The sequence below is a fragment of the Pseudomonas oryzihabitans genome, assembly GCF_014522265.1.
In the GTDB taxonomy this organism is placed as follows: Bacteria; Pseudomonadota; Gammaproteobacteria; order Pseudomonadales; family Pseudomonadaceae; genus Chryseomonas; species Chryseomonas aestiva.
Window position 1 is genome coordinate 275,774 of sequence record NZ_CP017024.1, and the last position, 14,914, is coordinate 290,687.

A 14,914-nucleotide genomic window follows, 5' to 3' on the forward strand; every position below is an offset into this window, starting at 1 on the left:
GACCGATGGTGGCATGCATCTTGAACCCTCGGTCAGGATTTCCCCCTACCGAGGCCCTCCATGCATTCCCTTCTGCGCGCTTCCCTGCTCCCCCTCACCACCGCCCTGCTGGCCGGCGCGGCCCAGGCCACGACCCCGCCCGCCGCGCCGCTGCAACCCAAGGTCATGCTCGTGGCGATGTTCGCCCCCGAGGCCCAGACCTGGATCGATCGCCTCAAGCTCACCCACAAGGTCGCCGTCGACGGGCTGTCCGCCGACTATCCCGATGTGCTCTGCAATGAGGCACGGGTGTGCCTGATGACCACTGGAATGGGGCATGCCAACGCCGCCGCCTCGACCCTGGCGCTGACCCTGTCGCCCAAATTCGACCTCAAGCACACCTACTTCCTGGTCGCCGGTATCGCCGGGATCAGTCCCAAGGAAGGCACCCTGGGCACCACCGCCTGGGCGCGCTATCTGGTCGACTTCGGCATCCAGTGGGAGCTCGATCCCCGTGACGTGCCCAAGGACTGGCCCACTGGTTACCTGGGCATCAATACCCGCGGGCCTGGCGAGAAACCGCCGCTCGACTACAAGACCGAGGTGTTCGAACTCAATGTGCGGCTGAGAGACAAGGCCTATGCCCTGTCCCGCCAGGCCGAGCTGACGGAAAGTACGGAATCCAAGGCCTGGCGCCAGACCTACGACTACGCCCCGGCCAACCAGCCGCCGGTGGTGACCCGTTGCGACACCCTGGCCGGCGATACCTGGTATTCCGGCACCCGCCTCTCCGAACGGGCCGAGGAATGGACCCGCCTGGTCACCGACGGCCAGGGCCGCTACTGCACCACCCAGCAGGAAGACAACGCCACCTACGAAGCGCTGCTGCGCGCTAGCCGCCTGGGCAAGGTCGACCTGCAACGGCTGGCGGTGGTCCGCGCCGGCTCCGACTTCGACCGTCCGGCCAAGGGCGCCTCCGAGGTGGCCAATCTGCTCGACTACGCCAAGCAGGGCGGTTTCGCCCCGGCTTTGGAAAATCTCTATCGCACCGGCAATCCGCTGGTGCAGGAGATCGTCGAGCACTGGGACGTCTGGGAAAAGGGCGTGCCGGCGAGCTGAGACTCCGAGCGCTACCGGCGGGGCTGCTCCATGGTCCGCTCGGGTGACTGGGCGGCCGGATCGCTACCCGGTGCGCTCTTCTGTACCACCTCGCTGCGCTGGGATGGCGGCCTTTCCGGTGACTTGTCGCAACCGGCGAGCAGAGCGCCGAGGGTCAGCAACGCCAGGCTACTGGTGATCAGACGAGGCATGGTCTTCTCCTTGGGGTTTGAAGGAGGCCCCGGGATTTCCCCAGACGTTCCCGCGCAGGCCAAGGCCGGCCGGCTGTCGGCCCTGGCGATCTTCCAGGTGGATGGCGCAGTCGTACCTGCAGGACCGGCCTCTCCGGTCACCTATCAGGAATCCGCCATGCCCAGACCTGCCCTCTCCCGCCTCGCCCTGGCCACCCTGCTGAGCGCCCTGCCCCTGGCACCCTTCGCCCTGGCCGCCGAATCCGGCGCCAAACTGGAAAAGGTCGCCAGCTTCGATCACCAGGTCACCGGCGTGACCGTCAGCGAGAGCGGACGGATCTTCGTCAACTTCCCGCGCTGGACCGAAGACAGCGAGGTCTCGGTGGCCGAACTCAAGCCCGACGGCAGCCTGGTGCCCTATCCGGACCCGGCCTGGAACGGCTGGCGCAATGCCAAGCGCGACGAGCTGACCCCGGGCAATCACTGGGTCTGCGTGCAATCCGTGGTGGCCGACGGTCGTGGCAGTCTCTGGGTGATCGACCCGGGCGCCCCGGCCCAGGCGCTGGTGGTGCCCGGCGCACCCAAGCTGGTCAAGATCGACCTGGCCAGCAATCAGGTGAGCAAGGTCTATGCGCTGGACGAGAGCGTGGCACCCCAGGGCAGCTACCTCAATGACGTCAGATTCAGTCCGGATGGCCGCCACGCCTATATCACCGACTCCGGTGCCCGCGGCGCCCTGGTGGTGCTGGATCTGGAGAGCGGCAAGGCCCGCCGCGCCCTAGATGGCGATCCGAGCACCCAGGCCGAGAAGGGCGTCAAGGTCAAGGCCGATGGCGATCCGCTGGTGCGGCCGGACGGCCGTGGCGTGGAATTCTCCGCCGACGGCATCGCCCTCTCCCCGACCGGCGACTACCTCTACTGGCAGGCGGTCAAGGGCAATACCCTCTACCGCATTCCTACCGCGGCGCTGCAGGGTGACGAACTTGCCAGCCTGCCGGCCAAGGTGGAAAAGGTCGGCGAGAACGGTCCGGCCGATGGCCTGCTGATGGACCCGCAAGGGCGCCTCTATGTCAGCTCGGTGGAAGAGCATGCGGTGAAGATCCGCGAGAACGGCCAGCTCACCACCCTGGTGCAGGACAAGAAACTGGTCTGGCCGGACACCTTCGGTCGCGGCCCGGATGGCACCGTCTATGTCACAGATTCGCGCATCCCCGAGATGAGCTTCTTTGATCCCAAGCAGAAGCCGGCCTTGGAAACAGTGCTCTACAAGATCGTCCCCAACTGACCAAGGGGGCCTGGGGCGCCTTGCCCTGCGGCCCTCGCCTGCCCCAGCATGGGCGTTTTCGCCACCGGATGCGCCCATGCCCCGCCTGTTCGCCCTGCTCTGCTGCCTGCTGCTGACCCTTCCCGCCCATGCGGGCACCTACCTGCAACGCCTGCTGGACAAGCCCGTGCCGGGCGGCGTCGCCGTGGTCCCCATTCCGGGTGACGCCGCGCCGCGGGTGCGCTACCAGGGCAAGCCGGTGCTGGTGGTCAAGGATGGCAACGGCTGGGTGGCCATCGTCGGCATCCCCCTGGGCACCGCCGCGGGTCGCCAGCCGCTGGAGGTCGCCGGCGCCGCGCCCCAGGCCTTCACGGTCGGCAGCCGGCACTACGCCGAGCAGCGCATCACCCTGAAGAACCAGCGCCAGGTCACGCCCAACCCGGAGGACCTCAAGCGCTTCGAGCGCGAACTGGCCGAACAGCAGGCCGCCTACCGGCTGTTCTCGCCGAACCAGCCCAGCAACCTGCTGCTGGACAAGCCGGTGGAGGGTCCGCTCTCCAGCCCCTTCGGCCTGCGCCGCTTCTTCAACGGCCAGGAACGCAACCCGCATTCAGGGCTGGACTTCGCCGTGCCCGCCGGCACGCCGGTCAAGGCCCCGGCCGCTGGCAAGGTGGTACTGGTGGGTGACTACTTCTTCAATGGCAAGACGGTGTTCGTCGATCACGGCCAGGGCCTGATCAGCATGTTCTGCCACCTCTCGCGCATCGATGTCCAGGTCGGCCAGGAGGTCCCGCGCGGCGGCGTGGTCGGCCGCGTCGGCAGCACCGGCCGCGCCACGGGTCCGCATCTGCACTGGAACGTCAGTCTCAATGACGTGCGGGTCGACCCGAGCATCTTCATCGGCGCCTTCAAGCCCTGACCGGCAGCAAACAATTGGTTGCAGTCGGGGCATTGCCAGGCGTCCGGCGCTGGCTTAAAAGGGACGCCCTCCTCTGGCCCGACCTGGAACCGCCGCCATGACCCCAAGACCTCGCTTCGGCAGCGCCCTCGGCAGCATCCTGCTGGTCACCGCGGCCTGCTACCTGCTGGTAGGCTTCTCCCAGGGCTTCGTGCTGTCGGCCTGGTCCTGGCGCACCTGGGTGGTGTTCGCCGTCATGGTGACGATCTATCCGGTCGGCCTGTTCGCCGGCTGGTGGAAGAAGCGCGAGCCGGTGGAGCGCTAGGCCGCTCGCAGGCAAGACGGATCGCCGGCCACAACCGGATTCCGGGCTGTGCGAGCTGGTCAGCCCTGCGCCACTCAGCGCACGGGATCGAGGCGATACAGGCCGCCGATGGGGCACTCCATCCGGCTGCCCCGGGCATCGGTGGACACCAGGAAGTCGCCCGGACGCAGGCCGGCGGCGCGCGAGCGATAGCCGAGGCGATTGCCGGCGGCCAGGTTGCGACAGGGCACGGCGAAGTCCACCAGGTAAGCGCGGCCCAATCCCGTCCCCAGCGCCAGGTGCCGGGTATCCAGGTAGTGCCAGCCGGAGAGGTCGAAGCCCAGAATGGTGTCCATGGCGGCGCCCTGCCGATAGTCGAGTTCGGCCAGGCGATCGTCCAGGGTCGGCGGTCCGAAGGGACGCCCGGCGCAACCGGCGAGCAGCAGCACGGCGACGAGGGTAAAAAAGGCAGGGAGGACGCGCATGGAAATTTTCCTGGAAGGGCTGAACCTTGGACCGACCCCGGGCGCCGAATACGGCAAGCGGGGCGCAGCTTTGCTAACGTGGCGTCCGTAGTATCCCGTCAAGAGACCCCCTATGCCCACGGCCCTGACCCGACTGATCGACGACCTCGAAAAACACCCGCAACTGCTCACCCTGGTCGCCTGCCTCGGCCTGTTGCTGGCGGCCTGGGTGCTCAACTGGATCGTCAAGCGCATCCTGGTGCGCGGCTTCTATCGCCTGCTGCGCAGCACCTCCTTCGGCCAGGATCACGAACTCAATCACCATCGCGTCATCGGTCGGCTGGCCAATATCGTCCCGGCCCTAGTGCTGTCGATCGGCATCGAACTGGTGCCCGGGCGTCCCGAGGCCCTGGTCACCGTGGTGCAGAACGTCTGCAGCGCCTTCATCGTGCTGACCATCGCCCTGGCCCTGGGCAGCGCCCTGAACGTGGTCAACGTGCTCTATTCGCGCCGGCCCTCGGCGCGGCTCAAGCCGATCAAGGGCTATGTCCAGGTCAGCAAGATCGTCATCTACGCCATCGCGGTCATCCTGATGATCGCCACCCTGATCGATCGCTCGCCGCTGATCCTGCTCTCCGGCCTCGGCGCCATGGCCGCGGTGCTGCTGCTGATCTTCCAGGACACCCTGCTCTCCCTGGTGGCCAGCGTGCAGATCTCCAGCAACGACATCATCCGCGTCGGCGACTGGATCGAGATGCCCCAGCTCAACGCCGATGGCGACGTCATCGACATCGCCCTGCACACGGTCAAGGTGCAGAACTTCGACAAGACCATCACCACCATCCCCACCAAGAGATTCATCACCGACTCCTTCCGCAACTACCGCGGCATGCAGGAAGCCGGTGGCCGCCGGATTAAGCGCGCGCTCAACATCGACCAGAACAGCGTGCACTTCCTCAGCGACGCCGAGCGCGAGCACCTGCACCGCTTCAACCTGCTGGACGACTACCTCACCGCCAAGGAGCAGGAACTGGCGGACTGGAATCGCAAGCTGGAAAAGCGCGGCCAGGAGCCGGTCAACACCCGCCGGGTCACCAACCTGGGGACCTTTCGCGCCTATGTCGAACGCTACCTGCGCGCCCATCCCGGGGTGCATCAAGGCATGACCCTGCTGGTCCGCCAGATGCCGCTCTCCGGCGAGGGTCTGCCGGTGGAGATCTACTGCTTCACCAACACCACGGTGTGGGCGCAATATGAGGGCATCCAGGGGGACATCTTCGATCACCTGCTCTCCATCCTCCCGGAATTCGGCCTTCATGTGTTCCAGCACCCGAGCGGACGCGACTTCCGCGGGCGGCTGGAACCGCGCGAGGCCATGACCTCCCTCGGCGAACCGGGCACCCCGGCGCCCTGATCGCCCGCCCCGGCCTAAGGAAAGACCATGATCGTCGTCCACCACCTGAACAACTCCCGCTCCCAGCGGGTGCTCTGGCTGCTCGAAGAACTCGGCATCGAGTATCGGGTGCAACGCTACGAGCGAGCGGCGGGCGGCCTGTTCGCCCCGCCGGAGTTGCGCAAGGTGCATCCGCTGGGCAAGTCGCCGGTGATCGTCGACGGTGAGCTGACCCTGGCCGAATCCGGCGCCATCGTCGACTACCTGGCACGGCGCTACGGGCCGCAACTGCTGCCCGCCCAGGACAGTCCGGAGTTCGTGCGCTACACCTACTGGCTGCACTACGCCGAAGGCTCGGCCATGACGCCGCTGCTGCTCAAGCTGGTGTTCGACCGCATCGCCACCTCGCCCATGCCCTTCTTCGCCAGGCCCATCGCCAAGGGCATCGCCGCCAAGGCCACCGCGAGCTTCATCCAGCCGCAACTGGACCTGCACCTGGACTACCTGGAAAGCCAGCTGGGCGCCAGCGGCTGGTTCGTCGGCGACCGCTTCACCGCGGCCGACATCCAGCTCAGCTTCCCGCTGGAAGCCGCCGCCAGCCGGGCCGGCCTGGACAACGGCAAGCGCCCCAAGCTGGTGGACTTCCTCAAGCGCATCCATGCCCGTCCGGCCTACCAGCGCGCGCTGGAACAGGGAGGGCCCTACGTCTACGCCTGAAGCTGGGCCTGTTGGGCCGCGCTAAACGCTCAACCCAACCTAGGGTCCTGCGCCTCATCTCCCTCGGGGAAAGGCTGGGGTGAGGGGAAACTCCAGCCCCGTAGCGTGGAAAACCGCGCCAGCGTTTTCCACTGACGGCCCGGTGCCTTAGCCGCGTGGACAAGGCTGCGCCGTTGTCCACCCTACACGGCGTCCGGCTGGTCTCGGAAAACCCCCTCTCCCCCGGGAGAGGGCTGGGGTGAGGGTCCTGCCCTACCGCCGCATCGGCATCCGGTCGACCGTGCCGAACAGCGCCTTGAGCGACCACCCCTGCTGCTCTCGCACCTTGACCCCGCCGTCCTTGCCGACCAGATAGAGCGTCGCCGGCTGGCCGGTACGGGCGTCCAGCGCCTTGAGCAGGGCCCGGGTCTGCTCCGGCCGCAGCGGCTCGTCGTTGCGACTACCAGCGTCGCCCACCACCGTATAGAGCACCATCTCGCGCTCGACGAAGGCTTCGCGGTTGGCCGGCTGCGCCAGTTCCTCGCGGAGCTTCGCGACCTGGGGATCATTGGCCGTCGGCGCGACCAGGATCAGTGGTCGCGTCTTCCAGCGTTCCGCCTCCAGAGGGTTGTCGGCCGCCTGGGCCGTCGAGGCCAGACCGGCGACCAGGGTGGTCGCCAGGCCTACCAGTGCGAGAGTCTTCATGGACGCCTTCCTTTCGTTCGGTTGCCGGGAATCGTCCAGCATTGACCCCGGCCCGGCGCCAGGGGTCGCTTCGGCGATCTCGGGTTACACAAAAAACACCTCTCCTCCCATTTATAAATCACCAATACACAGCCACAACCGGCAATAAATCTCCACTAAAACCCCTTATGCGAACATTCCTGCCAATTTTAAAAAGAACATTGCGAGACCTGCCCTGGGCGGACTAACGTTAGCGCCATGCACAACGCCCATACCCTCATCCTCCTCCGGCAGCACCGCTGCCTGCGACTGGTCAGTCCACGACTGCGAAGCTCGACCGCGTTCGCTTCGTAAGTCCCGACCCCGCCCAAGGAAAGAATCCCCATGACCATGCTCAAAGATCCCTCGCAGAAGTACCGTCCCTTCACGCCCGTCGCCCTGCCCGACCGTACCTGGCCGGACAAGGTCATCGACAAGGCGCCGATCTGGCTGTCCACCGACCTGCGCGACGGCAACCAGTCGCTGATCGAGCCGATGGATGCCGAGAAGAAGATGGCCTTCTTCAAGTGCCTGGTCGCCGTGGGCCTGAAGGAGATCGAGGTGGGCTTTCCCTCCGCCTCCCAGACCGACTTCGACTTCGTCCGCGAGCTGATCGAGGGCGGTCATATCCCGACGACGTCACCATCCAGGTGCTGACCCAGGCCCGTGACGACCTCATCGAGCGCACCTTCGAATCGCTCAAGGGCGCCAAGCGCGCCATCGTCCACTACTACAACGCCTGCGCGCCGAGCTTCCGCCGCATCGTCTTCGGCCAGGACAAGGCCGGTGTCAAGGCCATCGCCGTGGCCGCCGGCCAGACCATCGTGCGCCTGGCCGCCGAGCGGCCGGAGACCCAGTGGGGCTTCGAGTATTCCCCCGAGGTGTTCAGCTCCACCGAGACCGACTTCGCCGTCGAGGTGTGCAACGCGGTGATCGCGGTGTTCGCACCGACCCCAGCCAACAAGCTGATCCTCAACCTCCCGGCCACCATCGAGTGCGCCACGCCCAACAACTACGCCGACCAGATCGAGTGGTTCGGGCGCCACATCGACCGCCGCGACAGCGTGCTGATCAGCGTCCACACCCATAACGATCGCGGCACCGGCGTGGCCGCCTCGGAACTGGCGGTGATGGCCGGCGCCGATCGCGTCGAAGGCTGCCTGTTCGGCAACGGCGAGCGCACCGGCAACGTCTGCCTGGTGACCCTGGCGCTCAACCTCTACACCCAGGGCGTCGATCCCGAGCTGGACTTCTCCGACATCGACGCCGTGCGCAAGACCGTCGAGGAGTGCAACCAGCTGCCGGTGCACCCGCGTCACCCCTATGTCGGCGACCTGGTCCATACCGCCTTCTCCGGCTCCCACCAGGACGCCATCCGCAAGGGCTTCGCCCAGCAGAAGCCGGACGCCTTCTGGGAGGTCCCCTACCTGCCCATCGACCCGGCCGACATCGGCCGCGACTACGAGGCGGTCATCCGCGTCAACAGCCAGTCGGGCAAGGGCGGCATCGCCTTCCTGCTGGAGCAGGAATACGGCATCAGCCTGCCGCGTCGCATGCAGATCGAATTCAGCCAGGTGGTGCAGCGCGAGACCGATCGCCTGGGCCTGGAGATGAGCGCGGCGCAGATCCATGCCCTGCTCGAACAGGAATACCTGCAGGCCAAGAGCCCCTATGCCCTGGTCAGCCACAAGCTGCGCGAGGAAGATGGTACCTCCACCGTCGACATCAAGGTCGCCGTCGAGGGTCGTACCGAGCATTGGCACGGCACCGCCAAAGGCCCGCTGGAAGCCCTGGTCGCCAGCCTGCCCCAGGCGGTGGAGATCATGGACTACCACGAGCACTCCATCGGCGCCGGCGCCAACGCCAAGGCCGCCTCCTACATCGAGGTCCGCCTGGAAGGCCAGCGTCCGCTGCATGGCATCGGCATCGACGAGAACATCACCACCGCCAGCTTCCGCGCCCTGCTCAGCGCCCTGAACCGCGCGGTCACCCAGGCCCAGGCCAAGGCCGCCTGACGCTGACGTTGGTCAAGCCCAAGGGAATACCGACCGGTATTCCCTTTTTTTATGGCCAACCAGCGGAGATACTCCCCGCTTCCTCGGGATCGTCTCGTCTGCCCGGCACCTGCCGGCCGAGCAGTGTGTCTGGATAGGCAATGACTTCCACTCTGTCGCGAAATACCTCTCCGCTGCGTGACGCCACCGCGCTGGCACTGCTGTTCCTGCTCAGCTCGGTCCTGTGCATCCTCTTCACCCGCCAGGCGTCCACCACCGTGGCCACCCTCTGGCTGCCCAATGGCCTGGCGATCGCCTGGCTGCTGCGCTCGGCGCCCCGCCGCTGGCCGCTGCAACTGCTGGCGATCTGGCTGGCCGGCACCCTGGCCGAGCTGCCCTTCAGTGGCCAGCCGGCCATCGGCGCGCTCTATTCCCTACCCAATCTGGCCGAGATCCTGTTCGGCACCTGGCTGCTGCACGATCGCATCCTCCATCCCGAACGCAATGTCGCGGCCATGGGCCGCCTGCTGTTCTACGGGGTACTGGTGACACCCCTGGCCGGCACCGCCCTGGGAACGCTGATCGCCGCCCAGCAGGGCAATCCCGAGCTGCTGCGGGTCGCCTTGCACTGGTACCTCGGCGACGCCCTCGGCCTGCTGGTGGTGATGCCCCTGGCCTTTCTCCGCCGTCCGCTGCAGTGGCAGCAGTTCAGCCGCCAGGGCGCCCGCGAATTCGTCGTCCTGCTGCTGATCAGCCCCGGGCTGGTGCTCGCCCTGCTGGCCTACGTGCCCTATCCCTTCGTCTACGTCTCCACCCTGCTGCTGCTGATGACCCTGAGGCTCAGCGCCGCGGGTACCGCGGTGGTGGGCGGCCTGAACATCCTGATCTTCACCTACCTGGTGGCCCACGGTTATCTGCTCGGTGTCCACGGCGCCTCCCTGGTACAGGAAGCCCTGACCTACATTCCCGTGGCCCTGATGCAGATTCCACCGCTGCTGCTGGCCGCCGCAGTGCAGCAGAGCCGTCATCACAACCAGCGCCTGGCGCGCAACGAGGCGCGCTTTCGCCATGCCCTGAGCGCCGCGCCCTATGGCATGGCGCTGCTGTCGGTGGAGGGCCGCCTGAGCCAGGTGAACCTGGCCCTGGAGGCCATGCTCGGCTATCCGCGCCACAGTCTCGACGGCCGCTGGCTCAAGGAGTTGATCGCCGACGCCGAAGAGTCCCTGACGATCGAGGAAGGCGAACAGACCCGCCGTCTGCTGCACCGCGACGGCCAGGGGCTGTGGATGCAACTGGCACTGTCGCCCGACCATGACGACGGCGACCTGCTCACCGGCTATCTGCTGCAGGCCCGCGACATCGACGCCCAGCGCCGCGCAGAGGCGACCAACGCCAGGCTGCGCGAGCGGCTGCAACTGGCCATCCGTGCCAGCAACGTGGGGATCTGGGAATGGGACACCCGCAGTCCGGGCTTCAATGCCGACGCCCGGCTGCGCGATCTCTATGGCATCGCCCCCGACAATCTCAGCCGGGACATGGACTTCTGGCTCACCTTCATCCACCCGGACGACAAGGCGCGCTCGCTGGAGGTGTTCGAGAAGGTCGTCAGCGAGTCGATGTTCTACACCTTCAACTTCCGCATCAACCGTGGCGGTCCCGGCGGCGAGGTCCGCCATATCCGTTCCGAGTTGATCTCGGTGGTCGAGGCCGACGGTCATGTACGCCTGGTCGGCAGCAACCGCGACGTCACCGAGCACCACCAGCTGACCACGGCGCTCTACGAGGAAAAGGAACGGCTGCAGGTCACCCTGGCCTCCATCGCCGACGCCGTGCTGACCACCGACATGGACGGCCGCATCCTCTTTCTCAATCCGGTCGCCGAACAGCTGACCGGCTGGTCGCTGGCGGATGCCCAGGGTCGACCCCACGAAGAGGTCTTCCGTATCCACGACAGCCAGAGCGACGAGGTGCTGCCCAGTCCGGTGACCCGCTGCCTGCGCGAGCAGACCATCACCTCCCTGGACGAAGGCGCGGTGCTGCTCAGCCGCCAGGGCGAAAGACACGAGGTGCAGGACTCCGCCGCACCGGTACGCACGGTGGATGGCCACATCATCGGCGCGGTGCTGGTGTTCCAGAACGTCACCCATGCCCGCAACCTGCAGCGCGAGCTGAGCTACAACGCCTCCCACGACGCCCTTACCGGTCTCTACAACCGCCTGAAGTTCGAGCAGGAGCTGGACGCCGCCTGGCAGCAGGCCCAGGCCGGCACCACCCAGCATGCCCTGTGCTTCATCGACCTGGACCGCTTCAAGGTGGTCAATGACTCCGCCGGCCATGCCGCCGGCGACCTGCTGCTGCGCGAACTGGGCACCCTGCTGCGCGATTCCCTGCGTGGCTCGGACGCGGTGGCGCGCATCGGTGGCGACGAATTCGCGCTGCTGCTGCGCGACTGCGACCTGGTACAGGCCGAGGCCGTCGCCGAAAAACTCATCGCCAGCATAGGTGCCGTGCGCTTCAACTGGCAGAACCGGATCTACGACGTCGGCGCCAGTGCCGGCATCGTCGCCATCACCGCCGAGACCCGCAGCCCGGCCGAATTGATGAGCCAGGCCGACGTGGCCTGCTACACCGCCAAGCACGCCGGGCGCAATCGCGCGGCGCTCTATCGCGCCGGCAGCGAGGACGTGGAGCGCCAGCACCGCGAGATCCTCATGGCCAGCGGCCTGCGCGAGGCCCTGGAGCAGCACCGCTTCGAGCTCCACGCCCAGACCATCGTCCCCACTCGCGCCACCGGCAGCACCGCGCAGCACGTCGAGCTGCTGCTGCGCCTGCGCGATGTCCAGGGTCAGCTGATCTCGCCGGCCACCTTCATCCCGGCCGCCGAGCGCTTCGGCCTGATGAGCAGCATCGACCGCTGGGTGGTGCGTCAGGTGCTGGTCGAGCTGGTGCCCTGGCTGCAGGAACGACCCGAGCTGCACGTGGGCATCAACCTCTCGGGCAACAGCCTGAGCGATCCCGACTTTCTGCCCGAATTGCTGGAGCTGATCGCCGCCTCGCCGCTGGATCCGCAGCGCCTGCTCTTCGAGCTGACCGAGACCGCGGTGATCAACAAGCTCTCGGTGGCCTCCGCGCTCATCAGCCAGGTCCGCGAACGCGGCTGCCGCATCGCCCTGGACGACTTCGGCGCCGGCCTCAGCTCCTTCGCCTACCTCAAGCACTTCCGCGTCGACTACGTGAAGATCGACGGCAGCTTCATCCGCACCCTCGATCAGGATCCGCTGGATCGCGCCATCGTCGAGTCCATCAACCAGGTCGCCCATCACCTGGGCGCCGAGACCATCGCCGAATTCGTCGAATCCCAGGCCACCTTCGAATTGCTCGGCACCATCGGCGTCGACTACGCCCAGGGCTACGCCCTCGGCAAACCCCTCCCCTGCGGGAGTGGCCGGGGTCATCACGCCTCGAACCTTGAGCCGCGGCCATCGGTCGTAACCTGCATGACGCCCCCAACCGGATGAGGATTCCATGCACACACGTACCCTTGGCCACTCAGACCTCCAGGTGCCGCCACTCTGCTTCGGTGGCAACGTCTTCGGCTGGACGCTGGACGAAGCCCAGTCCTTTCGCATGCTGGACGCCCTGCTCGAGGCAGGCCTGACCTTCATCGACACCGCCGACGTCTATTCGCGCTGGGCACCGGGCAACAGCGGTGGCGAATCCGAGACCCTGCTGGGCAAATGGTTCGCCCGCAGCGGCAAGCGCGACCAGGTGATCCTGGCCACCAAGTTGGGCATGGACATGGGCGAAGGCCGCAAGGGCCTCAAGGCCAGCTATGTGCAGCAGGCGGTGGAGGCTTCGCTCAAGCGCCTGCAGACCGATCGCATCGATCTCTATCAGGCGCATTGCGATGACGAGGATACCCCGCTGGAGGAAACCCTGGGCGCCTTCGCCCGGCTGGTGGAGCAAGGCAAGGTACGGGTGATCGGCGCCTCCAACTACAGCAGCCAGCGCCTGCGCGAAGCGACCAGGATCGCCGAACGCCTGGGCGTGCCGGCGTACCAGAGCCTGCAGCCCCACTACAACCTGCATGCGCGCCAGGATTACGAGACCGACCTGGAACCGGTAGTCGAGGAACTCGGTCTGGGCGTGATCAGCTACTTCTCCCTGGCCAGCGGCTTCCTGACCGGCAAGTACCGCACCAAGGACGATCTGCAGGGTTCACGCGCGGAGATGGTCAAGCGCTACCTGGACGAACGCGGCATGGCCATCCTGGCCGGCCTCGACGAAATCGCCGAAAAGCACGACGCCACCCCGGCCCAGGTCGCCCTGGCCTGGCTGATCGCCCGCCCCAGCATCACCGCGCCCATCGCCAGCGCCACCTCCCAGGCCCAACTCGACGACCTGGTGGCCGCCACCCGGCTGCAGCTACCGGCCGATGACATCACCCTGCTGAATCAGGTCAGCGCCTATCGCTGAGGTGTCGCGACCACGGACGTGCACCGAGCAGCCCCCTCTCCCTTTGGGAGAGGGTTGGGGTGAGGGAGATCCCACGCAGCCGATATCAAGAGTGGAAAAGGCTGCGCCGTTTTCCACGCTACGCATCAGCCACCTCTGCAGCTGCTTGATTATCTACCTGGCCGCCAAAACCCAGTGCCCGCTCGGACAACCCCCTCTCTCTCCGGGAGAGGGCTGGGATGAGGGTGATCCCACGCAGCCGATATCAAGAGTGGAAAAGGCTGCGCCGTTTTCCACTCTACGCATCAGTCACCTCTGCAGCCGCTGATGATCTACCTGGCCGCCAAAGCCCAGCGCCCGCTCGGACAACCCCCTCTCCCTCCGGGAGAGGGCTGGGGTGAGGGTGATCCCACGCAGCCGATATCAAGAGTGGAAAAGGCTGCGCCGTTTTCCACGCTACGCATCAGCCACCTCTGCAGCTGCTTGATTATCTACCTGGCCGCCAAAACCCAGTGCCCGCTCGGACAACCCCCTCTCTCTCCGGGAGAGGGCTGGGATGAGGGTGATCCCACGCAGCCGATATCAAGAGTGGAAAAGGCTGCGCCGTTTTCCACGCTACGCATCAGTCACCTCTGCAGCCGCTGATGATCTACCTGGCCGCCAAAGCCCAGCGCCCGCTCGGACAACCCCCTCTCCCTCCGGGAGAGGGCTGGGGTGAGGGTGATCCCACGCAGCCGATATCAAGAGTGGAAAAGGCTGGGCCATTTTCCACGCTACGCATCAGTCACTTCTGCAGCTGCTTGATCATCTACCTGCCCGCCAAAACCCAGCGCCCGCTCGGACAACCCCCTCTCCCTCCGGGAGAGGGCTGGGGTGAGGGTGATCCCACGCAGCCAATGTCCCTGTGGAAAAGGCTGCGCGGTTTTCCACGCTACGGCCCTGCCCTACCGCACATAATCCAGTGGCAAGGCCGTGCTGTACTTGATCTGCTCCATGGCGAAGCTGGAGCTGACGTCCAGTAATCCCGGCACCTGGATCAGGCGCTTGTAGACGCCATCGTAGGCAGCGATGTCCGGGACCACGATACGCATCAGGTAGTCGGTGTCGCCGGCCATGCGATAGAGCTCGACCACCTCCGGAATGGCCGCCACCGCCTCGTGGAAGCGCTGCAGCCAGTCCATGGCGTGCTGGTTGGTGCGCACCGAGACGAACACCGTCACCCCCACGTTGAGCTGCCGGGGATCGAGCAGCGCCACCCGGGCGCGGATGACCCCCTGCTCCTCCAGCTTCTGGATCCGCCGCCAACAGGCGGTGGTGCCCAGGCCGATGCGCTCGGCGATATCGGCCACCGGTCGGGTGCTGTCCTGCTGCAAGATCTCGAGGATGGCGCGATCGAAGCGATCCATGAAATGGCTTTCTCCAGAAAAGCTATTTAAGAGAATTCTATTCTCCTGA

12 protein-coding genes and 1 pseudogene are annotated in these 14,914 nt (G+C 66.4%); 9 read left to right on the plus strand and 4 right to left on the minus strand.

The features are described from left to right. Nucleotides 1-60 precede the first annotated feature (60 nt). Entirely contained in the window at nucleotides 61-1,098 is a 1,038-nt protein-coding gene (locus BGI51_RS01310) for a purine-nucleoside phosphorylase (RefSeq protein WP_187980083.1), read from the plus strand. Between the two features lie 11 nt (nucleotides 1,099-1,109). On the opposite strand, the gene BGI51_RS01315 is transcribed toward BGI51_RS01310, so the two are convergent. Further along, nucleotides 1,110-1,289, minus strand: a complete 180-nt coding sequence (locus BGI51_RS01315) for a hypothetical protein (RefSeq protein ID WP_187980084.1) — start codon at nucleotides 1,287-1,289, stop codon at nucleotides 1,110-1,112. Nucleotides 1,290-1,446: 157 nt separating this feature from the next. Here BGI51_RS01315 and BGI51_RS01320 point away from each other — a divergent pair, with 157 nt between their 5' ends. From BGI51_RS01320 to BGI51_RS01330, 3 genes are all read left to right on the plus strand, one after another. After that, a complete protein-coding gene (locus tag BGI51_RS01320) occupies nucleotides 1,447-2,553 on the plus strand; it encodes an L-dopachrome tautomerase-related protein (RefSeq protein WP_187980085.1) in 1,107 nt (368 codons plus the stop codon). Between the two features lie 76 nt (nucleotides 2,554-2,629). Beyond that, nucleotides 2,630-3,451 (plus strand): peptidoglycan DD-metalloendopeptidase family protein, encoded by an 822-nt coding sequence (locus BGI51_RS01325; RefSeq protein WP_187980086.1) that lies wholly within the window; start codon nucleotides 2,630-2,632, stop codon nucleotides 3,449-3,451. Between the two features lie 97 nt (nucleotides 3,452-3,548). Beyond that, nucleotides 3,549-3,755: a hypothetical protein gene (locus BGI51_RS01330; protein ID WP_187980087.1), complete on the plus strand. Its 207-nt coding sequence runs from the start codon at nucleotides 3,549-3,551 to the stop codon at nucleotides 3,753-3,755. A 74-nt stretch (nucleotides 3,756-3,829) separates the two neighbouring features. Here the strand turns inward: BGI51_RS01330 and BGI51_RS01335 are convergent, their stop codons facing one another. Beyond that, on the minus strand, nucleotides 3,830-4,219 hold the full coding sequence (locus BGI51_RS01335) for a DUF6491 family protein (protein ID WP_187980088.1): 390 nt from the start codon (nucleotides 4,217-4,219) through the stop codon (nucleotides 3,830-3,832). 112 nt (nucleotides 4,220-4,331) lie between these two features. Between BGI51_RS01335 and BGI51_RS01340 the strand changes: the two genes are divergently transcribed. Beyond that, nucleotides 4,332-5,612, plus strand: a complete 1,281-nt coding sequence (locus BGI51_RS01340; RefSeq protein ID WP_187980089.1) for a mechanosensitive ion channel family protein — start codon at nucleotides 4,332-4,334, stop codon at nucleotides 5,610-5,612. 27 nt (nucleotides 5,613-5,639) lie between these two features. Continuing rightward, nucleotides 5,640-6,308 (plus strand): glutathione S-transferase family protein, encoded by a 669-nt coding sequence (locus BGI51_RS01345; protein ID WP_133863197.1) that lies wholly within the window; start codon nucleotides 5,640-5,642, stop codon nucleotides 6,306-6,308. A gap of 252 nt (nucleotides 6,309-6,560) precedes the next feature. Here BGI51_RS01345 and BGI51_RS01350 read toward each other — a convergent pair whose 3' ends face one another. Further along, complete coding sequence (locus BGI51_RS01350) at nucleotides 6,561-6,992, minus strand: DUF4174 domain-containing protein (RefSeq protein ID WP_133862751.1); 432 nt, start codon at nucleotides 6,990-6,992, stop codon at nucleotides 6,561-6,563. 363 nt (nucleotides 6,993-7,355) lie between these two features. On the opposite strand from BGI51_RS01350, the pseudogene leuA reads away from it, so the two are divergent. The 3 genes and pseudogenes from leuA to BGI51_RS01365 all read left to right on the plus strand — a co-directional run bounded on the left by leuA (nucleotide 7,356) and on the right by BGI51_RS01365 (nucleotide 13,480). Continuing rightward, nucleotides 7,356-9,025: pseudogene (gene leuA, locus BGI51_RS01355) on the plus strand (2-isopropylmalate synthase). Nucleotides 9,026-9,165: 140 nt separating this feature from the next. Further along, nucleotides 9,166-12,522: an EAL domain-containing protein gene (locus BGI51_RS01360; RefSeq protein ID WP_252977186.1), complete on the plus strand. Its 3,357-nt coding sequence runs from the start codon at nucleotides 9,166-9,168 to the stop codon at nucleotides 12,520-12,522. A gap of 7 nt (nucleotides 12,523-12,529) precedes the next feature. Further along, complete coding sequence (locus BGI51_RS01365; RefSeq protein WP_187980090.1) at nucleotides 12,530-13,480, plus strand: aldo/keto reductase; 951 nt, start codon at nucleotides 12,530-12,532, stop codon at nucleotides 13,478-13,480. Nucleotides 13,481-14,403: 923 nt separating this feature from the next. Here the strand turns inward: BGI51_RS01365 and BGI51_RS01370 are convergent. Continuing rightward, nucleotides 14,404-14,865: an Lrp/AsnC family transcriptional regulator gene (locus BGI51_RS01370; protein ID WP_133862755.1), complete on the minus strand. Its 462-nt coding sequence runs from the start codon at nucleotides 14,863-14,865 to the stop codon at nucleotides 14,404-14,406. Nucleotides 14,866-14,914 lie beyond the last annotated feature (49 nt).